14 protein-coding genes are annotated in these 22,504 nt (G+C 62.4%); 2 read left to right on the top strand and 12 right to left on the bottom strand.

What is annotated here, in order from left to right; genetic code table 11:
• Positions 1 to 67 precede the first annotated feature (67 nt).
• On the top strand, positions 68 to 4,780 hold the full coding sequence (locus tag BT179_RS00215; RefSeq protein ID WP_072430534.1) for a dermonecrotic toxin domain-containing protein: 4,713 nt from the start codon (positions 68 to 70) through the stop codon (positions 4,778 to 4,780).
• Between the two features lie 109 nt (positions 4,781 to 4,889).
• Here the strand turns inward: BT179_RS00215 and BT179_RS00220 are convergent, their stop codons facing one another.
• The 8 genes from BT179_RS00220 to BT179_RS00255 form a co-directional block, all read right to left on the bottom strand.
• A complete protein-coding gene (locus BT179_RS00220) occupies positions 4,890 to 7,265 on the bottom strand; it encodes an efflux RND transporter permease subunit (RefSeq protein ID WP_072398907.1) in 2,376 nt (791 codons plus the stop codon).
• 43 nt (positions 7,266 to 7,308) lie between these two features.
• Positions 7,309 to 8,361, bottom strand: coding sequence for a WD40/YVTN/BNR-like repeat-containing protein (locus BT179_RS00225; RefSeq protein ID WP_072398906.1), 1,053 nt, complete (start codon positions 8,359 to 8,361; stop codon positions 7,309 to 7,311).
• A 399-nt stretch (positions 8,362 to 8,760) separates the two neighbouring features.
• A complete protein-coding gene (gene pepN, locus BT179_RS00230; protein ID WP_072430533.1) occupies positions 8,761 to 11,418 on the bottom strand; it encodes an aminopeptidase N in 2,658 nt (885 codons plus the stop codon).
• 13 nt (positions 11,419 to 11,431) lie between these two features.
• Positions 11,432 to 12,262: a DUF2797 domain-containing protein gene (locus BT179_RS00235; protein ID WP_072430532.1), complete on the bottom strand. Its 831-nt coding sequence runs from the start codon at positions 12,260 to 12,262 to the stop codon at positions 11,432 to 11,434.
• Entirely contained in the window at positions 12,259 to 12,519 is a 261-nt protein-coding gene (locus BT179_RS00240) for a YeaC family protein (RefSeq protein WP_053153794.1), read from the bottom strand. Before BT179_RS00240 ends, BT179_RS00235 begins: the two co-directional genes overlap by 4 nt.
• Before the next feature lie 45 nt (positions 12,520 to 12,564).
• Entirely contained in the window at positions 12,565 to 13,437 is an 873-nt protein-coding gene (locus BT179_RS00245; protein ID WP_072430531.1) for a rhomboid family intramembrane serine protease, read from the bottom strand.
• A complete protein-coding gene (locus BT179_RS00250) occupies positions 13,434 to 14,408 on the bottom strand; it encodes a metallophosphoesterase (protein WP_176776491.1) in 975 nt (324 codons plus the stop codon). Before BT179_RS00250 ends, BT179_RS00245 begins: the two co-directional genes overlap by 4 nt.
• Positions 14,405 to 15,295, bottom strand: a complete 891-nt coding sequence (locus BT179_RS00255; protein ID WP_024776985.1) for an NAD(+) kinase — start codon at positions 15,293 to 15,295, stop codon at positions 14,405 to 14,407. The genes BT179_RS00250 and BT179_RS00255 overlap by 4 nt, the downstream gene beginning before the upstream one ends.
• Before the next feature lie 182 nt (positions 15,296 to 15,477).
• Between BT179_RS00255 and BT179_RS00260 the strand changes: the two genes are divergently transcribed.
• Positions 15,478 to 16,443: a DUF1853 family protein gene (locus BT179_RS00260; RefSeq protein WP_072398901.1), complete on the top strand. Its 966-nt coding sequence runs from the start codon at positions 15,478 to 15,480 to the stop codon at positions 16,441 to 16,443.
• 130 nt (positions 16,444 to 16,573) lie between these two features.
• Here BT179_RS00260 and BT179_RS00265 read toward each other — a convergent pair whose 3' ends face one another.
• The 4 genes from BT179_RS00265 to BT179_RS00280 all read right to left on the bottom strand — a co-directional run bounded on the left by BT179_RS00265 (position 16,574) and on the right by BT179_RS00280 (position 22,415).
• Positions 16,574 to 17,857: an arsenic transporter gene (locus BT179_RS00265; protein WP_072430530.1), complete on the bottom strand. Its 1,284-nt coding sequence runs from the start codon at positions 17,855 to 17,857 to the stop codon at positions 16,574 to 16,576.
• 34 nt (positions 17,858 to 17,891) lie between these two features.
• The gene (locus BT179_RS00270) at positions 17,892 to 18,239 is read right to left on the bottom strand and encodes a metalloregulator ArsR/SmtB family transcription factor (protein WP_072430529.1); all 348 of its coding nucleotides are present in this window, start codon (positions 18,237 to 18,239) and stop codon (positions 17,892 to 17,894) included.
• 209 nt (positions 18,240 to 18,448) lie between these two features.
• Positions 18,449 to 18,778 (bottom strand): DUF6124 family protein, encoded by a 330-nt coding sequence (locus BT179_RS00275; RefSeq protein WP_072430528.1) that lies wholly within the window; start codon positions 18,776 to 18,778, stop codon positions 18,449 to 18,451.
• Positions 18,779 to 19,292: 514 nt separating this feature from the next.
• Positions 19,293 to 22,415: an Ig-like domain-containing protein gene (locus BT179_RS00280; protein ID WP_072430527.1), complete on the bottom strand. Its 3,123-nt coding sequence runs from the start codon at positions 22,413 to 22,415 to the stop codon at positions 19,293 to 19,295.
• Positions 22,416 to 22,504 lie beyond the last annotated feature (89 nt).

The following is a 22,504-nucleotide window of genomic DNA, read 5'->3' on the forward strand; positions in this document are numbered from 1 at the left end:
CGCACGGGCACCAGAGGTCGATACTTTTCCAGGCGTCATTCCAACGACCCCATGAAAAGGACTTCCCATGACCCTGCCCTCACCGGCCACCACCCCTTCTGCGCTTGCGCAAAGCGTCAGCCTGCAATTTGCCAGTCGCCCCACCTTCGAGCAGTTCGCACAACGCATGCTCAAGCAAGCCATCCAGGAAAAATACCCCACGCTGGCCTTCGATCTTTCCAAGACCCGGTTGGCAACACCCGATACGGCCTCCCGCGGCTACCTGCTTGAACCCTTCATGCCCCGCGTCCTCGATTACCTGGCGCTTGGCACCCCCATTGAGTTCAAGGATCTCAAGGGGCGTCGCAGTTTCCTGTCCGACGCACCACCGCGGCTCCTTGCGCCAGACGATGGCAAGCTGGACATGAAGGTCATCGAAAAGCTGCTGCTCGAACTGCCCTGGCGTGTGCCGATCGGGCTGCAGGATGCGTTGACGCGTTACTGGAACGCCAACATCGACAGCAGCCCGCAGGTTGACAGGCAGGACGGCACCAGCCGCTGGCAGTGGCTCAGTGATGTGCTCAGGAACCTGCTGCACATCCGCAGCCTGCAGCAGCAAGACCTTGGCGGGCAAGCTCGGCAAGCCCTCGACCAGGTTGTCCGATGGCCGGACCGTGAACAACGCCTGCGGCACCATGCAAAGGCTGCCGTCCATGCCTACAGCCTGGAGACCCGGCTCACTCGGGACGGCTCCCACAGCGTATTGACCGGCAGCGAGGTCCTGCTGATCCACTGCGTGAAGAACGCGACGGTCTTGCTGCTTTGCAGTGCTGGAGGCGCTGTCCAGGCCTTCGACTCCCTGGAGGCTTTTACGCGTCATTGGGGCACCGTGATTGCCAGCCGCTACGTCGTGGACACCGTGACCTGCCAGCGCAACGAGATCGGTGGCAATGTTTTCGAAACCCAGTCGGCCATGATCCTGGAACAACAGCTGGCCGACCTGGACGCCGTGCAACTGCCCTCGCGCATTGGCCTGCCCGACCTCAAGACGCTCTATAACGAGCTGAGCGACCCCGCCCGCTACCTGCTCGACGCCCCGCGCCCGATGCCCGAAACGTCGGCATGGATCGCCCCCCTGATTCCGGATTGGCTGAAACAGGCGTCGGTCCTCGACAGGACGAAAATCCAGCAATACAGCCTGGCATTGGCCAGTGCCAAGAAACGCAACCAGGGGCGCACCTTTCTCAGCGACATCCAGGACATCAAGGCCTTCGCCGCCGATGCCCTGCTCGGCGCCTTGCAAAAGGCCAACGACCGCAGCCCGGCCAAGGCCCAGGCCAGCCAATACCAGCCCGACGATGTGCGACTGACTTTCAGCGCAGCGGCGGGTTACCCGGGAACCATCGGCATCGTCGAAAAACGAACCATCAGCCTGACCGAACTGGCGATCGCCAATCTCGTCGCCCGGCCCGGCGTGGACCCGGTCCTCAGCCATCGTAAGGGCCTGGCATTGCCGGTATGGCTGACAGCCGATTTCATCACCCGCAAGGGCGGGCTGATCGAACAGGTGGACATCGGCACGACCTACCCGCGCTACCTGCAGCAAAAGCTGCTGGACGATGTGTCACAAGCCCACGAGCGTCAGCGGATATTCGCCGAACAGATCCCCGCCCAACTGCCCCTGGATGCCCTCAAGCAGATCCTCAACCACGAAAACGGCATGACCCGCCAAGGCCTGGCCCTGCTCGAAGCCCTGCTCAACCCCGAGGCCGATGAGCAACGAGTCAGCGGCGCTCCCGTGGTCATCCGCCACCTGGCCTTCCTGCGCAAGCCTGAAGCCCATCCCGATACCGTAGCGAACATGTTCATCATCGAGCCGGAGGACATCGCCACTGGCCCGCATGTGCTGTATCGCCCGCTCTATACGCCGGCGCTGCAGCAATACCCGACGCGCCAGGCATTGCTGCAGGCCATCGTCGAGCCCGGTGACCTGCAACAGAGCGTACTGACCTGGATGTCCGACGCCGCTCGCGTGATCTATGCCAACGGCGGTTTCCAGGAACCCCATATCGTGCGTTTCTACCAGGGCGATGAGTTCAGCCTTCCCCAGAAGCCGGCGCCGGCGACCCTGGCGGTCGACAGCGTCAACGACGAGCTGCGGCAGTTCCTGCGCAACGGCGAACTGATGCAGTATCTCTACGGCAGCAATGCGCGGGCCCTGGTCACCCAGGCGGACCGGGACTCGGTTTCCAACAGCGAAAGCCGCTGGGCCGTTCTGCTGCACGGTGGCAGCCTGCTGTTCAACACCCTGCTGTTGCCCCTGTTGCGCGGCCCGGCCATGGCCACCGCCTGGCTATGGAACCTGATGGCCAGCGCCAACCAGGACATCCCGGCCCTGGCCAGCGAAGACGCGGTGACGCGGGAGCTCGCCGCCGTCGACCTGCTGCTCAACCTCGGCATGTTGCTCGTCCAGTTCCCCTCCATCAGTGCGTCCCCTCGCCCCCCCTTGCCCGAGGCGCTCAAGGAACAGGCGATGCGTCCTCCGGCGCCGCGCATCGTCCCGGAGCAATGGCCCGCCCCCGCGCCGCCGAGCATCCATGAGGGCCCCGTGGCCTTGCCAGGGGAACGCTTGGGAGACAGCGGCGCGAACCTTGACCTGAGTTTTGCCAGCGCAAGCCGTCGCCTGACGACCGGGCAGCTCGCCCGCCTGCAACGTTTCCAGGTAAGCCAACCGGCGTCCATGCCAGAGCCGACAAAATATGGCCCCTACACGGGCCTGTACGTCATCCGCAACACCTGGCACGCCCTGGTGGATGGAAAAATGTATCAGGTGACCCCTGAATCGGACGGCAGCGCGATCATCGTCAACCCCCTGGCCCCACGGGATCCGGCCCAGAATGGCCCAGTGTTGCAATCCGATACCCGCGGCAACTGGTCCATCGACCTGCGCCTGCGCCTGCGTGGGGGCATGCCGCCCAAGCGCCTGGCCAAACTGCGGGACATCAAGGCCCAACGCGCGGCCGAGCTGAGTGAGCTGCTGAAGAGTTATTACAAGGACGAGGCCGATCGGCAACGCGCCCTGGACACCGCCCAGGAAGTCATGACGAGGGCCCAGGAAGGCAACTTTACCGAGGCGCAACGCGCGGACAAGCGGGCGCGGTTCTACAAGCTCCTTGAGGAGCAGACTGACACCTATCTGAAGCTGCTGGACAACGTCACCGAATATGCCAGCCACGATATGCAATTGCCCTCCGGCATCATTCGGGCGTTGATGGAGAACGTGGTCAACAACGCCCGCAAGGGCTTCCTGATCAACGAGTTCGAGCTGACGGCGCTGGATGCCGCCTATGGCCAATTCACGCACGATTATTCGACCCTGCAAGCGAATGTCGCTGGCAACCTTCTCGACTATTTCAACTACCTTGACGCCTTGAGTGACATTAATGATCGCTCGATCTATTGGCTGGAACTCAGGGATCGCTATCTGGAAGCGCTGTTGAACCAGGGTGCCGCCGGCGCGCAAGTGTTCGAACGCTTGACCCGGGACCGTCCATTGGGTGAACGAACGGCATTGGCCACCAAGGCCCTGCAACTGCCTACGCTGGCGGCACTGATATTCAAGGATCCCGACTCCAATCTTCCCGAGAACCTGCACAGCGTCACCCAGCTGTTGATGGAACAGGCGCGCTCCCAGTCCGACCTGAGCACCTACGAGCTGACCCCATCGGAACAGATCGAGGTCCTGGAAAGCCTGGTCGAACACTATGGCGCGGCACTCGATGCCATGCAGGGTATGAAAGCCCTCAATGTCGCTGACATGGACACGTCCTATTTCGGCAGGCTGTTCAGGCTGGTCGAGGGCCTTTATGAAGAGGCGTCCACGAAGCTGGCCGCCGAAATCAAGCCCGAGCCGCAGCCCCGCAGGCGCCCGCCGAAACGCAGCAGGACAGCTGCCGGACGTCCGCAGAAAAAGGTGATCAAGACGCGCAAGAGCGGCGTGTTGATCGGTGACTTGAAGCCGGCCGGCACATCACTGCCGATCGAGGTCGTCGAGCTGCGCTCTGAAGTCGACAACAGGTTGCTCGCCACCTACTCGCGACACGACGACATCTGGGACATCGTCGAAGTCCAACGACCGACCCCGGCACCCCGCACACGCTCGGTCAAAGCGATCAAGGCCGATGCACGAAAACTGCTCGGGCAACTGGACAACAGTCTGGCGAACGCCGAGCGCTATAAAACCCAGTGCCGCTTCCCTCAGGAAATCGAAGAAATCCTGAGCAATGAGGCAAGTCGCTACCGCAAGCTGGCCGAAGAACTCGAACGAGCCTTCACCGCCTCGAAAACCCCGCGCACCGCAGCCGATCAGACACTGACCGGGCAACTGTCAGACGCCGTTTCGCGCCTGACCACCCGGGGCAGCGATCTGCGCACCGAATTGAGCCTGAAACTGCCGCCCACCGACAGCAACCTTCGCTACCTGTTCGAGAAAGACCTGGTGCAAGTCGCAAGGCTCGGCGAACGCAAAGCCTTGAAAGGCGAGCGCAAGGATTTTCTCCAGGAATACGCCATCAATGACCGGGACGGCTGGCCCCTCTGGTATGCGCACTTTCATTACGAAACGGCGGAAACGCCAAAAGCTGACTTCAGCGTGGCGCATCTGAAAACCAAGGAGCAGCGCAAGGAGCATTACCATTCAATGCTGGCCAAGGCGAAAAGCCCTTACGCGGTGGTGAATGTGCATCGAGGACAGATCGGCAGGCCGCTGGCGCAGAGCAGGTTCTTGCCGTTGGCGCCTTGATTACCTGAGACGGCGGTGACCGCGGCGAGGGGATTTATCCCCTCGCCACGGATTCACTCCAGGGCCTTTGAGTGGATCAAGGTTGCACCTTTGCCGTTTCAACTTTCGGTCAGTGGGCAAACAGCGAGTTGCCCTTCTGCCCCGCCAGCTTCTCCGGCTTGATCAGGAAACGCGCCAGCGCCGGCAGCAGCCACAGCGCACCGAACATGTTCCACAGCAGCATGAACGTCAGCATCAACCCCATGTCGGCCTGGAACTTGATGGCCGAGAAGATCCAGGTGCAGACACCGATGGCCAGGCACAGGCCGGTGAACAGCACCGCCTTGCCTGTGGATTTCAGCGTCTGGTAGTAGGCCTCCTGCAGCGGCAGACCGGCCCGCAAGAAACTCTCCAGGCGGCTGTAGATGTAGATGCCGTAGTCGACGCCGATCCCCACGCCCAACGCCACCACCGGCAGGGTCGCGACTTTCACGCCGATGCCCATGAACGCCATCAGGGCGTTGCCCAGCACCGACGTCAGCACCAGCGGCAGCACGATGCACAGCGTCGCCGCCCAGGAGCGGAAGGTGATCATGCACATGGTCGCCACGCAGATGTACACCAGGATCAGGATGGTCAGTTCCGATTCCTTGATCACTTCGTTGGTGGCCGCCTCGATGCCGGCGTTACCGGCGGCCAGGATGAATTCCAGGCCCTCGCGGTTGTTTTCCTTGGCAAAGTCCTGCACCGCCTTCACCGCACGGTCCAGGGTCTCGGCCTTGTGGTCATTGAGGAATACCAGCACCGGCGCCAGGGAACAGCTGTTGTTGTACAAGCCATCGGCCCGGGCGATGGAGTTGTTCAGCACGTCAGGGTTGCGCGACAGGGTTTCCCATTTCAGGTTGCCCTCGTTCATGCCCTTGATCATCTGCTTGGACACGGTCACCAAAGAAATGGCCGACTGCACGCCCTCGGTGTTCTGCATCTTCCACATCAGTTCATCGATGGGGGCCATGGCCTCGTAGCGCGAGCAGCCTTCGGTCTTGGTCTTGACCATCACCACCAGCACATCGGAGCTGGTGGAATAGTTGCTGATGATGAAGTTGTTGTCCTGGTTGTAACGCGAGTCCGGGCGCAATTCCGGCGCCCCCTGGTCCAGGTCGCCGATCTTCAGGTTCTGGCTGTACCAGAGGCCACCGCCGAAGGCGAGCACGGCCAGGGCAATGGACACCGGCGCGACCTTGGCGCTGGCGAAGCTCGACAGCAACCGCCAGAACGGATGTTCGCGAGTCGCATCTTTCTTGCTGCGCTCGATGGCACGCTTGCTGATTCCCACGTAGGAAATCGCCACCGGCAACAGGATCAGGTTGGTGAACACGATCACCGCCACACCGATGGACGCACCGATGGCCAGTTCGCGGATCACACCGATGTCGATGATCAACAGGGTGATGAAGCCCACGGCGTCCGCCAGGATCGCGATCATTCCCGGCAGGAACAATTGCCGGAAGGTCCGCCGCGCCGCGGTCAGGGCGTTGTCCGCCTCACTGGACTGCAAGGCGATGCCGTTGATTTTCTGCACGCCATGGGAAATACCGATGGCGAAGATCAGGAACGGCACCAGCATCGAGTAGGGGTCCAGACCGAAACCGGCCGCATGCATCAGGCCCAGCTGCCAGACCACCGCCACCAGGGTCGTGCTCAGTACAGCGATGGTGCTGCGCATGCAATGGGTGAACCAGTACAGCAGGACCAGCGTGATGACGAACGCCACGCCGAAGAACATCACCACCATGATCAGGCCATCGATCAGGTCGCCGACTTTCTTGGCGAAGCCCACGATATGGATCTGTACGTTGGGATTCTGGGCTTCGAACTTGTTGCGGATCTTGTCTTCAAGCTCGTGGGAAAACTTCTGGTAGTCCAGGGACAGCAGCTTGCCCTGGTCCTGAGGGTCCGGGTAGGACTCCAGCAGCGGGATATCGATGATGCTCGACTTGAAGTCGTTGGCCACCAGGCGCCCTACCTGGCCGGACTTGAGCACGTTGTTGCGCAGCAGCTCCAGGCTGTCGGCCGAGCCGTCGTAGCTCTGGGGAATCACCTCGCCACCAGCAAAGCCCTCCTCCGTCACTTCGGTCCAGCGCACGCTCGGGCTCCACAACGACTTGAGCCCGGAACGGTCGACGCCGGAAATGTAGAAGACTTCGTCGTGGATCTGGCGCAGGGTCTCCATGTATTCCTTGGAGAAGATGTCGCCATTGGTGGCTTCCACGGAAATCCGTACCGTGTTGCCCAGGTTCGCCAGGTCGTTGCGATGTTCGAGCATCTTCTCGATGAAGGGATGCTCCAGGGGAATCATCTTCTCGAAGCTGGTGGACGGCCGGATCAGCGTGGCCTGCCAGAACAGGAAGAGGCTGACCAGCAGGCAAATGACGATCACTGCCGGGCGGTTGTTGAAAATCAGGCGCTCGAGGAAGGTCGCCTTGTCTTGGTGATGACTGCTCATGGGGTCCGCCTTGTTGTTATTGTGCCCGACTCATGCCCGCGGTTCATTTGCCCGGTTCGGCGCCGGTGGGGGTGGTGGCGCGTACGCCCCCTTGCCCTGCCAGGATCAGGTTGCCATTGCCCGCCGCCGCGACGGCCGCCACGGAAATCCGATCGGGCCGATTGAAGACGCTGAAGGTCACGCCGTCATCGGTGCTGCGTATCACGCTGCCGCCGTTGCCGACGATCACGATGGAGCCGTCCGGCAGCAAGGTCGCCCCAGACAGGCCGAACTCCAGCTCGCCGCGAGCGGCCTTGAGCTCCACCTGCTCCCAGCTGCCGCCGAAATCGGTGGAACGATAGAGGTTGCCGCGCAGGCCATAGGCCAGCAATGTCGAAGGCTGGGCAGTGCCGATGACACCGAACAACGAACCTTCGTACGGGCCTTCGAGCTTCTCCCAGGTCTGGCCCCAGTCGGCGGAGCGGAACATGGCGCCGGCCTCGCCGACGATGAACAGGCCGGCGTCTTTCACGGCGGCGATGGCATTGAGGTGAAACTGGTCTTCGTTGTCGAGGCGGTCGCTGGCATCTTCCCAGTGCTTGCCGCCGTCGGTGGTCTCCAACAGCGCGCCGTAAGCCCCCACGGCAAAGCCGTTGGTGGCGTCCTTGAACCAGACATCCAGCAGTGGCGCCTCGCGGTTGAGGTCCTCGAATTGCTTGGTCCAGGTGGTGCCGCCGTCTTCGCTGGCAAGGATCTGCGCGTCGTGCCCCACGGCCCAGCCGCGCTTGTCGTCGACGAAAAACACGGCAGTGAGCAATTGGCGGGTCGGAACCTTGGCCTGGGTCCAGGATTTGCCCTGGTCGTCGGAGTAGACGATGTGCCCACGGTCACCGACCGCCACCAGGCGCTGGCCGGCGTGGACCACATCGAGCATCAGGGTTTTGCTGGCCTTGGCCGATTCGACGGAATAGATGACATCGGTTGTCGAGGCCGCAACGGCCAACGCCGGTGCCGACAACACCGCAGAGCCCAGCAGCGAGAGCGCCGAGGCCAGCAACGCAACACTGCGCAGCACCGTCGGACGTGCACGGCTCACTGCCATGACAGGCTCACTCATAGACCTTTCCCCCATTATTATTGTTAGGTCATTCAACCTTTCAGGGCGCCGTAAGCGGGCTCTGTGCTGTTGCAGTCCTGGAGCATAGTCCTGAAACCTGCAATCTAGAGCCACTTCGGAAGCTGACCTATCCTATCGGGCTTTCGAAAGGTCTGACAATCGACGCCGCGTTATCTTTTGTTAACCAGAAGGCTGGGCGTGGGGACTGAATGGTGGGGTATTCGGTGGGGTGATAGCGAGGGGGCCAGGTGGTGACGGCTGACGTTATCGCGAGCAAGCTCGCTCCCACAGAGGGTCCATACTGACCACGGAATAAGTGTCCGCTGGAGCGCTACTGTGGGAGCGGGCCTGCTCGCGATGGGAGCACCGCGGTCCGCCAGGCAGACCGCGGCATCAACGTCACGCCAGGCTCTTGCTCACCACTTCGAAGACATCGGCCGACAGCCCGCCGGACGCCAGAATGCGCTCAAGTTCGCCCTTCATCAGTGCCTGGCGGGCACTGTCGTATTTGCGCCAGCGGGTCAACGGCGCCAGTTGCCGCGAGGCGATCTGCGGGTTGAAGCCGTTGAGCTGGATCACCAGGTCCGCCAGGAAGCGGTAGCCCGAGCCATCGGCGGCGTGGAAGTTGATCAGGTTCTGCCCGGCGAACGCACCGACCAGGGCCCGCACCTTGTTCGGGTTCTTGATGTTGAACGCCGGATGCGCCATCAACGCCTTGACCCGCGCCAGGCCGCCCGGCAAGGGGCTGCCGGCCTGGACGCTGAACCACTGGTCCATCACCAGCGGGTTGCCCTTGAAGTTTTCCGCGAACACTTCAAGGGCCTTGGCCTTCTCGGTCTCGTACGGCGAGTTGACCAGCACCGCCAGCGCCGTGAGGCGTTCGGTCATGTTGTCCGCTGTGTCGAACTGGTCCAGGGTGGCGCTGAGCACTTCGGGCTTGTCGGTGAGCATCAGGTACGACAGCGCGATGTTCTGCAACGCGCGGCGGGCGAAATGCTCGGCCTCGGCCACGTATGGCGTGCGCTTCGACAGGTCGCGGTTGGCCTCATAGCGCAGCCACAGGGCTTCGAACAGGTTCTCGGCCAGTTGCTGGCGGGCGAATTCGCGCGCGGCATGGATGGCTTCCACGTCGGCCACTTCGCTGATTTCCGTCAGATAGGCCTCGCTTGGCAGCGAGAGCATTTCCGCGACCATGGCCTGATCCAGGGATTCGTCCGACAGCACCGTGCGCAGGGCACTGACCAGACGTGGGTCCAGCGCCAGGCGCTCGCCCTTCTGGTGTTGGGCGATCAGCTCCTGCAATACCTGCACCGACAGTTGCTGGCCGGCATCCCAGCGATTGAAGCCGTCGCTGTCGTGCTGCATCAGGAACATCAACTGGTCGCGATCGTAGGGGAAGCTCAGCTTCACCGGCGCCGAGAAGCCCCGCAGCAGCGATGGCAGGGGTTTTTCCGCGATGTCGACGAAGGTGAAGGTCTGTTCGGCCTCGGTCACCGAGATCACCCGGGACGTACCGCTCGCGGCGGCTTCCCCGGCCAGGCGCAGAGGCATCTCGGCGCCCTTGCTGTCCAGCAGGCCGAGCTCTACGGGAATCACGAATGGCCGTTTTTCCTGCTTGTCCGGGGTGGGTGGGCAGCTCTGGCTGAAGGTCAGGCTGTAGGTCCTGGCCGTGGCGTCGTAGGACTCACTCACCGCCAGGCGTGGGGTACCGGCCTGGCTGTACCAGCGCTTGAACTGGGTCAGGTCGACGCCGTTGGCATCTTCCATGGCCTTGATGAAGTCATCGCAGGTCACGGCCTGGCCGTCGTGGCGTTCGAAGTACAGGTCGCTGCCCTTGCGAAAGCCCTCCGGCCCCAGCAGGGTGTGGATCATGCCGACCACTTCCGAGCCCTTTTCATACACGGTCAGGGTGTAGAAGTTGGAAATCTCGATGAAGCTGTCCGGGCGCACCGGGTGGGCCATGGGGCCGGCGTCTTCGGCGAACTGGTGGGTACGCAGGTAAGCCACGTCCTGGATACGCTTGACGGTGGCCGAGTTCATGTCGGCGGAGAACCCGGCATCGCGGAACACCGTGAAACCTTCCTTGAGCGACAGCTGGAACCAGTCGCGGCAGGTCACGCGGTTGCCCGACCAGTTGTGGAAGTATTCGTGGGCCACGATGGCTTCCACCCGCTGGTGCGCAGCGTCGGTGGCGGTTTCGGCGCGGGCCAGCACGGCGCTGGAGTTGAAGATGTTGAGGCCCTTGTTCTCCATGGCGCCCATGTTGAAGTCGTTGACCGCGACAATCATGAAGATGTCCAGGTCGTATTCACGCCCGTACACCTCTTCGTCCCAGCGCATGGATTTCTTCAGACTGGTCATGGCGTGCTGGCATTTGTCGATGTTTTCCGGCTCGACATAGATGCGCAAGGCCACCGTGCGCTCGGTCATGGTGGTGAAGGTGTCTTCAACGCACCACAGGTCCCCGGCCACCAGGGCGAACAGGTAGGCGGGTTTCTTGAACGGATCTTCCCAGGTCGCCCAGTGCCGGCCGTCCTCCCCCGGACCGCTGGCAATCGGGTTGCCGTTGGACAACAGCACCGGATAGCTGTGCTGCTCGGCCACTACGGTGGTGGTGAACTTGCTCATCACGTCGGGGCGGTCGAGGTAATAGGTGATCTTGCGGAAACCCTCGGCCTCGCACTGGGTGCAGAACATGCTGCCGGACTTGTACAGGCCTTCCAGGGCGGTGTTGGTTTCCGGATGGATGCGCACGCTGGTGTCCACCGTGAACGCCTGGGCCTTGGGCTGCAGGGTCAGGTGGCTGTCGTCCAGGTGATAGTCGCCCGGGCCCAGGTCGCTGTCGTCGAGCTTGACCGACAGCAGTTCGAGCTGTTGGCCGTCCAGCACCAGCGGCGGCAAGCCGGCGCCCCGCTCGGGGTTGCGGCGCATGACCAGTTGCGCATGGACCAGGCTGTGGTCCTCGAACAACTCGAAGGTCAGGTGTGTCTCGTCGATCAGGTACTCGGGCGCCTGATAGTCCTTGAGGTAGATCATCTTCGGTTGTTCGGTGCGCATGGGTCGAATCCTTCTACTGATGCACGGCGAGCTGATAGGCCGTGTATTTACGAATATTGATCACGCCGGTATCGAAAATCAGATACTGGCCCTTGATTCCCAGCAACGTGCCTTCGGCAATCGGGTCCTTGTCCAGGTTGAAACTGACGATCTTGGCCGGGTATCGCTCCACCGGATAGCGAATCTCCACAGGTTCGACGTCCGCTATGGTCTGGATCGCTTGCAGGCCGAAACGTTCCTGCAGCCCCTGAAGCCCCTGGCCGCAGCTTTCGAACAGCGAATCGCGGATCCGGGGCAGGTCCACCGCCACCGCGTCGCCCTTGAGCAAGGCGCGCCAGTTGGTCTTGTCCGCCACCTGGCTGCGGAACAGGTCTTCGACGAACCCCGACTGCTGGCGGGTGGCGACCCGCAGGATCGGCAGCGCCTGGCTGGCGCCCTGGTCGAGCCAGCGGGTCGGCAGTTGCGTGGCCCGGGTGATCCCGACCTTCACGCCCGAGGAGTTCGCCAGGTACACCACATGATCGGTCATGCAGAACTGTTCGCCCCATGCCGGCTCGCGGCACGTCCCTGCCTCGAAATGGCAGCGCTCGGGGCTCATGATGCAGATATCGCATTGCGCCAGCCTGGTCATGCAGGGGTAGCAGTAGCCCTGGCTGAAGCTGGTCTTGGTCCTGCGCCCGCAGTGGGTGCAATGGATCGCACCGAGAAACTCCAGGCGCACCGTGCTGCCGATCAGCGGGTTGACCGGCACCTCGACATCGCCCAGGCGAAAGGCATATTGAACGGTCGGCCCGTCCAGGCGCGCCGACATCTTGCTGATTGCACCGCGGCCAATCTCGATCAATGGATGGCATCCGACTTGAACAGGATGTTCGGCACTTCGTGCGCCTTCGACTGGCACTCCTGCGGGCCCATGTAGCCGGTGCGCTCTTCCTCGGGCAGGTTCTGGATTTCCCAGGCGATCATGGCCTGCAACGACAGCTCGCGCTGTTCGGCGGTGAGCTTGTTGCCGTCGGCCCATTTACCGATCTCCACCGCCAGTTTCAGGCTGCGATAGATGTCGGGGGTGATGTTTTTGATCATTTCGTTGAACGAAGACATAGGTTCTCCGCGCTATCGCGCATATTCAAGAGGCACAGGCGCCGGTCAGGGGGCCATTTTACGGCGAGCGAACAGCCCACCCAACAGCCCTGTGAAGCAACCGACGAGCAGCCCGCCGACGTGGGCCGCGTTGGCGATGTCGCCGAAGCCGATCAGCGAAACCAGCCCGGACAGGCACAGCAGCAGCCACACCAGCATCATCACCAGCACCCCACGGGGCAAGTGATAGGTGGGGTTTGGCGCCAGCAGTTGATAGATCCAGCAATGCCCCAGCAAGCCGTACAGCACCCCGGACAACCCACCGAACAGGGTCGGCCCGCTGAACAAATACTGGGCGAAATTGGATACGAGGCTGAACAGCAGCGTCAGCCCCAGCAGGTTGATGCCGCCCTGGCGCGCTTCGATCCGGCGGCCCAGTTCCCAGTACCACATGCCATTCATGGCAATGTGCAGGAAACCGAAGTGGATCAGCATCGGCGTCACCAGGCGCCACCACTGCCCCGCCGCCAGGCTGTCGGCCAGGGGGGTGAAATGGATGTAGTCGCCGACGACGCGAAACTCCAGGAAGGTCAGCCAGCGCAGCGTCTCGAGATTTTCCCCCAGCAGGGTCACCGCCGCGACGATCAGGCTCAGCAGCAACACCAGGGCCGTGATCGGACTGCGGGTCAATTGCTCGACGAAACCCGTCCGCCGTGGGGTGGTGCCGCTGGCAGGCAGCGCCAGCTGGTGCTCGGGGTCGCCCGCCGGAAAGCGTTCGTACAGGGAGCGCACGTCTTCGCTGATTTCGTCCGGCACCCAGAGCACCTGCTCGCCCGCCTCTTCGCTGACGCGGTGAGGCACCTGCATGCGTTGCAGCAACTTGACGAAACCGCTCAGGTCCTGGGCCAGGGGTAAACGCAACACAGCGACAGCGGTCACTTCACCACCTCCGGTCGTTCCACATCGACCCAGACGAATTTGTGCGGGTCCAGTCGGGTTTCCTGGTCCAGGCGATAGGCGGCCAGCTTGCCGTAGAGCACGGCGCTGTAGTCCAGGCACGCCAGGTTCGGGCGGATCGGCGCGGGTTTGCCGCTGCGCCAGTAATGGCCGACGAACAGCAGCGGTTGATCGATGCCGTAACGCAGCAGGTTGTTCTTTTCATCGGGAGACAGGGGCCTGCGCGCCACCGGTTCGGGCAAGGCGTCGGGCTGGAAGACGATATCGCCGTAGGTCTGCGGGTCGTCCTCCCAGAACTTGGTACGAAAGAACGAACGGGTCAGGCCATCGCCACCGGTCAGGGTCATGCCATGGGGCAGGCGCATGTCGGTGCCCCGCAACAGGCGGTCGAACACCGTGCAGGCGAAACTGCCGGACTGCGCCGAGGCCTGGAGGAAATGCTCGTCGATGCAACCGTCCGGGAACAGGCCCCGCAGCGGCTCGATCAGGCTGGCGTCCCAACAGGCATGCACCACCCGGAAACGACCGGCATCGACAAACAACGGCAGCTCATAGAACCAGGCCAGGAAATCGTGCCAGTCGCCGGGGTGATGTTCGAACTGGGTCAGGGTCTCGTTGAGCAGCCGGGCATGGCGCGGCGTGTGTTCGCGAACATAGCGCTGGCCACTGCCGGGCAATGCCGGAGTGCTCCAGCCCAGGGCATTGAACTCGTGGTTGCCCATGATGCACAGCGCCTGGCCGGCCTCCACCATGTCGTGGACGATGTGCAGCGCCTCGCGGATCCGCGGGCCACGGTCGATGATGTCGCCCAGGAACACGGCCATGCGCGACGGATGCCGCCAGACCCCGCCCTGCTTGTGGTAACCGAGCCGGTCAAGCAGGTGTTCCAGGGTCAGGGCGCATCCGTGCACGTCACCGATCAGGTCGTAACTTCGCGCAGGATCGAGCATCAGTCGCCCCTTCCTCCCAGCCGGCTGCCCCAGCCGAGCTTGGTCCGGCAGACTTCGTAGTAATTGTGATCCAGCGGATGGATCAGGCGCAGCTTCTGCGCTTTCTTGCTGACGGTGATGGTGTCACCCGGCGCGCAGGTGAAGTGGTTCTGACCGTCACAGGACACTTGTGGGTAGATCTGCATATCCTTGGACACGACGATTTTCAGTTCACTGTTGCCATCGACCACGATGGGTCGCCCAGACAAGGTATGGGGGTACATGGGCACAATCACAATAGCGTCGAGCTTGGGATGCATGATCGGGCCACCGGCGGACAGCGCGTAGGCCGTGGAGCCCGTGGGCGTGGCGACGATCAGGCCGTCGGCCTTCTGGCTGCAGACGAACTGGCCGTCGATGTACAGTTCGAACTCGATCATGCGCGTGGATTTGCCCGGGTGCAGCACCACGTCGTTGAGGGCGTCGCCCTGGCCGATGGCCTCGGCGTGACGGCGCACCTCGGCCTGCAGCAGGAAGCGGTTTTCCACCAGGTAGTGGCCGTCCAGTACTTCGGCGACCTTGGTTTCCAGCTCGTCCGGGCGGATGTCGGTGAGAAACCCCAGGCTGCCCCGGTTGATCCCCAGCACCGGGATATTGTGCCGCGCCAGGGCCCGCGCGGCCCCCAGCAGGCTGCCGTCGCCGCCCACCACGATCACCATGTCGCAGACTTCGCCCAGCATCTTGCGCGACGACGTCTGCAGGCCATGGCCCGGCAGGACTTCGGCGATGGTATCTTCGAGAATCACATGCAGGTGCCGCTCCAGGAGGAAACGCTTGAGGCGGCGGACGGTGTCCAGCACCTGCGAACTGCCCAGGCGACCGATGATGCCGATATTGCGAAATTGCTCCATGGGGCTCCTGCGAGGGTCTGCGACGGGCGAAAAACCCGATTATGGGCGAAAGCGGCCCATAGACAAAATTCTTTAAGCCTTCACCATCGCGCAAGGCCGTTCATTCGAGGCTTGCCCTCGCCATGGGCCCTGGGTTTTCCCGAAACGAACAGTCTTGGCCATATAGCGGCTATGCTCGCAAAATGATCCTGTTTCCCGAACTGCTGGACCTGCCCCGCCGCTTGCGCCATCCCGAAGTGCGGGACCTGGCGTGGGCGATACTCGCCCCGCCGATGCTCATCGACACCCCCTGGCCCCAGCGCCATCCCCTGTCGGGCAGCGACTGGGTGCAGCAGCCCCACCGGCTGGAACACTGGTTGCAGCAACTGGACCGCGACAGCTATCCCCTGCTGCATTGCCTGTCCCAGGGCCGGACCCGGCGCCTGGGCCTGTACTACGAAAGGCTGTGGCAGTTTGCCGTGCAACACGCGCCGGGCATCGAGCTGGTCGCCGCGAACCTGCCGATCCGCCACCAGGGCCATACCCTGGGCGAGCTGGACCTGCTGCTGCGCGACGGCGAAGGCATCCATCACCTGGAACTGGCGATCAAGCTCTACCTCGGCCCCCAGGACGGCAACGGGCAAGACACCGCTCGGTGGCTGGGCCCGGGCAGCCATGACCGGCTCGACCGCAAACTGGCCCACCTGCGCGAACACCAGTTACCCATCTCGGCGCGCCCGGAAAGCCGCGAAGCCCTGGCGACACTGGGCATCGACGCCGCGGGCATCGAGTCGTTCCGCTCCGAACTCTGGCTGGGGGGCTACCTGCTTTATCCCTGGCCCGGCCACGCCGAACCGCCCGCCGGAGCGCACCCCAGGCATTTGCGCGGCAGTTGGTTGCATCAGCGCGACTGGCCGGCGTTCGTCGCCCAGCGCCCACCGGGCCGCTGGCAACCCCTGCCCCGGGCCGCCTGGCTGGCCCCGGCCCATTACCCGGCGGACCAGACCTGGACCACCGGGCAGCTTGAAGCTTGGCGACTGGCCCTGGACCCCATGGCGCCGGCGCAACTGATGGTGCGCCTGACGGAAAATGCCAAGGGTGAGTGGGAAGAAGCCGAACGGCTGTTCCTGGTGGCGGATCGCTGGCCGGATGTGCCGGGCAATGGCTGAGCCTTGTGCTGCCTGTCAGGACCTCATCGCGAGCAAGCTCGCTCCCACATGGTGTCTCTGTTCTCCCTTGAAATGGCAGGCGCGGCGGTCAGTGTGGGAGCGAGCTTGCTCGCGATAAAGCCAGCTCGGTCTAAATGGACAACCGCACCGCCAGCGCCGCCAACGTCACCAGCAACACCGGCACGGTCAGCACGATCCCGACCTTGAAGTAATAGCCCCAGCCGATGCGGATGTCCTTGCGCGCCAGCACATGCAACCAGAGCAAAGTGGCCAGGCTGCCGATCGGCGTGATTTTCGGCCCCAGGTCGCTGCCGATGACGTTGGCATAGACCATCGCCTCCTTCACCACCCCGCTGGCCTGGCTGGCGTCGATGGACAAGGCGCCGACCAGTACCGTCGGCAGGTTGTTCATCACCGACGAGAGCAAGGCCGTCAGCAACCCGGTGCCCATGGCCGCACCCCACACCCCATAGCCGGCGAAAACGTCGAGCCAGCGAGCCAGGTAATCGGTCAGGCCGGCATTGCGCAGCCCATAGACCACCAGGTACATGCCCAGGGAAAAGATCACGATCTGCCAGGGCGCTTCTTTCATGGCCTTGCGGGTGGAAATCTTGTGACCCCGGGCCGCCACGGCCAGCAGCAACGCGGCGCAGACGGCCGAGATCGCGCTGATGGGAATGCCCAGCGGCTCCAGGGCGAAGCAGCCCAGCAACAGGATCGCCAGCACCACCCAGCCGGCGTAGAAGGTGGCCGTGTCGTGGATGGCGCTGGCCGGATCCGCCAGTTGCTGCGGATCGTAGTCGCGAGGAATATCGCGACGGAAGAACCACAGCAGGATCGCCAGACTGGCCGCCACGGCCACCAGGTTCACCGGCACCATCACCGACGCGTAGCGATTGAAGCCAATGCCGAAGAAGTCCGCCGACACGATGTTCACCAGGTTCGACACCACCAGCGGCAGGCTCGCCGTGTCGGCAATGAAACCCGCGCCCATCACGAAGGCCAGGGTCGCCGCCGGGGAAAAGCGCAAGGCCAGCAGCATGGAAATCACGATCGGCGTGAGGATCAGCGCCGCGCCGTCATTGGCGAACAACGCCGACACCAGTGCCCCCAGCAGCACCATGAAGGCAAACAGCTTGCGCCCACTGCCCCGCCCCCACCGGGCCACGTGCAGCGCCGCCCAAGCGAAGAAACCCGCTTCGTCCAGCAACAGACTGATGATGATCAGCGCGACGAATGTGCCGGTGGCATTCCAGATGATCTGCCACACCAGGGCAATGTCACCGACCTGCACCACCCCGCTCAACAGGGCCAGAACGGCACCGAGGGTGGCACTCCAACCGACGCCCAGGCCCTTGGGTTGCCAGATCACCAGCGTAATGGTCAGCAGGAAAATCAACGACGCAACGAGCATGCACAATCGCCTTGAGAAAAAAATGGAGGAATGATCAGCAGCAGCGCACGGGACGGTCGACCATCGCGGTCAAGCGTTGCACATCCGCCGCCAGCCACTGGGCGTTGGCCGCCAATGCCTGTTCCAGCAGCGTACCCACCCAGGATGGCAATTGCGGGTGCAGCCGGTAATAGACCCACTGCCCTTGCCGCCGGTCGCTGAGCAGGCCGGCGTGACGCAACTGCGCCAGGTGTCGAGAGATCTTCGGCTGGCTCTGGTCCAGGGCGGCGGTGAGTTCACAGACACACAACTCGCCTTCACGGGCCACCAACAGCGCGATGCGAGTGCGGGTGTCGTCGGCCAATGCCTTGAAGACATCGACGGGATTATGGGAATCGGGCATGGCAAGAAGAAATCTGGATGAGCGAAGGGGGAATATATGGAAAGACGAATATCTGGTAAAGCCCGGCACCACGATGCAGACACCGTGGTGCCGGGTTCGGGGCTGCTTCACAGCCCAGCGGGGATGAATCCCCTCGCCACAGAAACACAACTCACCCCAGCAAGGGAATGCACACTAAAGGATCGAACCGCACTTGTGGCGAAGGCCGGTCAGCGCGGATCGCCGTTGTCCAGGGCCCGATTCGCCAGCAACCCACCCAGCTCGATCAACTGCTGGATGCCCAACGCCACATGCCGGCGCGAACCTTCCAGTTCGAAGGCCAGGTCGCTGATCATGGCATCGGCCGAGGCCAGGGTTTCGCTGAGGTTGGCGAGCAGGCATTCGGTGTCGATGCCGTTCACCACGGTGAAGAGTTGGCCTGGGGGTGGGTCGGTTTCAGGGTCGGGCTTGAGGTAGAAATCGAGGGCGCGTTTGGCGGCTTTGTCGAAGGCGGTTGGGTCGGGATCGGTGTCTGGCGGATTGGGGGTTGGTTTGAACATGGTGAAGCTCCAAATCGAAATATTGAAGCCATCACTCTCGCTACCAAACGAGGGTGGCGGCCATACGCGGGTTGGTAGACCGGTGACTTGGAGAACCGGCGCGCCCGAAGGCGCCCTGCGCATGACCGCCATAACAATACAGGCGGAAAAAGCCTATATCAGAGGGGGCTATGCGCCAAAGTCTAACCGGGCTACCAAACCCGATCGCTGAGTCTCAGCGACCTGGAAACGATAAAGCCCGGCCCACAGGCGCACAAGCCGGCGAATTCTGGCGCAGTTGTAGGCAATGGCGCAAGGCGGTGGAGTCGAAGGCTGAAGGATGGCGTGGGGCGCAGGTTCGGTAAGCTCGGGCCTGTACAGGAAGATAGATCACCGCACTCGTGACGAAGGGGGCGCAGGCCGCTGTTATACAGGGTCCGGGTAATCAACAATGTCTTGCTGATAAATATTTGCGCCCCTTTTACATCGTCCTCTTTACCTCAATGACTTTTTGGGAACCTGAGCAGCATTACGTCTATACACTTAAAGGGCGCACACACCAAGCCGCCCGCCAAAGAGTAGGCACGGAATCTGTTCTGCTCTTTATTTGTATCGGGGTACCTAGATCGACGAGGAAACTTGCCCAGGCTACGGGTGGTAAGGGTCTGGGAGTACACGTCCACCGGGTTCTGCTCAAGATACTGTCCTCTACAAAGGGAAGCCATGTGTCCTCATCGGTATATCGCCTTCTCAGGTCGGTGAGATGAGCTGAGGTAAATTCGATGCCTCTTTGTGATTCGCGCCACACATCGGCGCTAATGGCTGACATGAGCGAATCATTCAGCAGTAACTCCACCACATTTGAAACGCGCACGCTGAACCGTACCGTCGCCCCGTCCTGATCGGTGACCTCAATCACAGTTTCTCCATTCCCCTCGCCCGTCACAATGCCTTGTTGGGTGACCGATGCAACTCTCGTATTCATTGACCGGTAGAGATAAGGGGGAACGCCGTTGGAGGCCGTTCGTTGTTGAGTATTTCCTGGCGAGTCGGATGGATTCGGCTTTCGGGTCCAGTTGACGTTGGCTCGCACTGATAAACCATCCAATATCATCAGTGAGGGATCCACAGTAAGAGGAGGGCTGATAAGCAGGCGGTAGGTTCGCAGCGGAAAACTAACCGCATTAGCTTGGTTCGAAGTGCGATCGAAAGTGACCTCAAGCACTACCTTGAGCTCAGAACCATCGCGCAGCTTCTCCAACTCACTCCGTGATAGCGATGTGGAAAGCCCAGCAGTCACTTGGCCCGAGCTGACCTCTGAGTCGGTATACAACGCAATCGTGTAATGCGAACCATCCTTGGCAATCCCCTCGCAACTCATCCAGACCCGCTGACCTGCCGCAATCAACGGCCATGGCGCGACAGTGACGCGTGCATTCCCGGTAAACTTACTCAAATCCAATTCAGTCCCCAGCCCTCCCTGCGCCGCCTCCGGAATCAACGGTATCGTCAGGCTCGCCACAGGCATCGCCTGCACATTCAGCACAAACGCATCCGACGGCGGCGACTCCACGCCGTTCTGGATCACCGTGTAGGTCACCGTCACCGACTTGCCCAGGTTGAACGCCACCACGCTGTTGGTCATCGGAACGTCCCAGCCATCCCTGACCGGCCATTCCTCCGAGGTGTACGACCCCCCGGCCGGCGTGCCCGGTGCGCCGGTCCAGGTGACTTTCAGTTTGTCCTCGGGCAGCAGCGCGGCATTGGCTGGCACCACGACGGTCAGCTTGTCCTTGGCATTGACCGGGTTCAGGATGGCGCCGTTGGCTTCTTCCACCGAAGGTGCCTTCAGGTCCAGGACCGAACCCACCGTCAGGTGCCTGACAATGGAATTGCCCAGCAAGCTCGTGCCACGGGTGATGGAGTAGCTCACGTCTACCGTGCCATTGAGGTTTTCGGTCACGTACCGGAACGGCACGGTAAACGGCACCAGCTTGCCCGCTGTGTTGCCAGTCAAGGTTCTGGACTGGTCCGGGGCATTGCTCGACGAACCGCGCCAGCGCAGCACGACGACATCTTCGGGAATCGTCGCGGTATGGGTCGCGTGAACGTTCACGCCAATCAGCGGATTGACGTCGTCCGGGTTCAACACGTCGTTGGGCGCTTCCACCACCGTCGGGATAGGCAGCGACGGCGCGGCGACCCCTACGCTCAACACCAGATGCTCCGATTCGGGTTGGCCGTTCACGCTGTAGTACACGGTGAGCGAGCCGCCATCGAGCCGCTTGACCTGCTCTTTGGCGAGGTTCGCCAGCACCGGCGCACCGACCGGCTCTCCACCGACGATGGCGGTCACTTCATGGTAGGTCGGCAGCGTGGTGGAGGTGCGACCGTCACAGATGATAATGATCTCGTCGCCGGCGGTTCGGCCTGGGTAGTAAGGAACGGACAGGGTGTAGAAGCTGAGGTCCGGATCCAGCGTTCCGCCCACCGCTTCCACGATCTCCGGGGCCAGGTATTGACGGGCATCGCCGATCACGGTCACGGAGGTGCTTTTCGATGGGAGATCCTTCTCGCCACTGCGGATCCTTACGTAACTTACCGAGGCCCGCCCCCTGGCGATCGCCGCGACATCATCATGGGGGATGGTGAAGTCGTAGTAGTAGGGAATGGTTTGAACCGTGTGCTCCAGCGGGCCGACGATCACCGGGGAGCTATCAGCAGCCGTGCCACGCCAGGTCAGGCGCAAAAGATCACCCACGGCGTGTTCGTAGCGGTTGGCGGTGACACGCACGGTGACCGGATTGCCGGCCAGTTCGGCGAGGTCGATCTCCTCCACCGGAAAGCCATCGACCAGCACCAGCGGCGGATCGAGGCGGTTGTTGTTCACATCAACCAGCACATGGGTCACCGCGGACCAGCGCCAATACCCCCCCGGGTAATTGCCGCACTCATCCACCACCTGATAGGCCACGGCCAGGGCATCGCTGTCCTCGGCTCGCTCGATGACCTCCAGGGGGATGGTGATAGTGATCTCTTGGTTTTCCTCATCCTCGGCCACCGTGTGATAGACATTCTCGGTGCCCCAGGCCACGTTGATCTCGTCTCTGCGACGCATGTTCTTGTAAGGCTTGATGGTGATCGGCACACCGACTGCGGCCTCGTCGGGGCCAACCCCGTTGTCGAGAATGTCCTGGGGAATCGAATACTTCAGGCCCGAATGGCCTGGGGTGCCTTGGTCCGGATCGAAGCCACCGGGTGGGTCGAGCTTGACCAGCAACTTCCACTGCGGCTGCGACACGACCGGTTGCGTCGAGCTTGACCGCAGCACACTGTAGAACACCGGAAAAGCGTCGCCCTCGACGATATGCCCTTCATCGATCCGGAAAGCCAGTCGTTGGTTTTTCTGGTTCTGGTCGACGACGGTGCTCCAGACAGGGGCGGAGCCATCGCTCCAGTAGAGTTTGAAGTCGTCACCGACCTCCATGTTGGTCCAGGGTTCGACGATACAGAGCAGCCCCCCTTCCACCAGCCTGGCCGGAATACCGGCATCGTAGTCCTGCACCAAAAGCGTCCAGCCTGGAAACCAGGGCGGGTCGAGTGTGTCGGCCGAAGGCGTGCTGCTGGGCGAATAACGCCGGGGGAATCGCTTTTCCATGGGAAACACCTCGATCTTTGAGGGGCTGCCAATAAAACAGTAGAGGCGAAGGGAAGGAGCGATCATTAAGACGCGCCGGGGTGGGAGCG

This window comes from Pseudomonas sp. NFACC43, assembly GCF_900119645.1.
GTDB lineage: Bacteria > Pseudomonadota > Gammaproteobacteria > Pseudomonadales > Pseudomonadaceae > Aquipseudomonas.

Excerpts from the sequence above, each read along its gene's own strand:
- BT179_RS00265 (WP_072430530.1), bottom strand. The coding sequence starts at position 17,857 with ATGCTCGTTGCGTCGTTGATTTTCCTGCTGACCATTACGCTGGTGATC.
- BT179_RS00255 (WP_024776985.1), bottom strand. The coding sequence starts at position 15,295 with ATGGAGCAATTTCGCAATATCGGCATCATCGGTCGCCTGGGCAGTTCG.
- BT179_RS00220 (WP_072398907.1), bottom strand. The coding sequence starts at position 7,265 with ATGAGCAGTCATCACCAAGACAAGGCGACCTTCCTCGAGCGCCTGATT.
- BT179_RS00215 (WP_072430534.1), top strand. The coding sequence starts at position 68 with ATGACCCTGCCCTCACCGGCCACCACCCCTTCTGCGCTTGCGCAAAGC.
- BT179_RS00225 (WP_072398906.1), bottom strand. The coding sequence starts at position 8,361 with ATGAGTGAGCCTGTCATGGCAGTGAGCCGTGCACGTCCGACGGTGCTG.
- BT179_RS00275 (WP_072430528.1), bottom strand. The coding sequence starts at position 18,778 with ATGTTCAAACCAACCCCCAATCCGCCAGACACCGATCCCGACCCAACC.
- BT179_RS00280 (WP_072430527.1), bottom strand. The coding sequence starts at position 22,415 with ATGGAAAAGCGATTCCCCCGGCGTTATTCGCCCAGCAGCACGCCTTCG.
- BT179_RS00270 (WP_072430529.1), bottom strand. The coding sequence starts at position 18,239 with ATGCCCGATTCCCATAATCCCGTCGATGTCTTCAAGGCATTGGCCGAC.
- pepN (WP_072430533.1), bottom strand. The coding sequence starts at position 11,418 with ATGCGCACCGAACAACCGAAGATGATCTACCTCAAGGACTATCAGGCG.
- BT179_RS00240 (WP_053153794.1), bottom strand. The coding sequence starts at position 12,519 with ATGTCTTCGTTCAACGAAATGATCAAAAACATCACCCCCGACATCTAT.
- BT179_RS00260 (WP_072398901.1), top strand. The coding sequence starts at position 15,478 with ATGATCCTGTTTCCCGAACTGCTGGACCTGCCCCGCCGCTTGCGCCAT.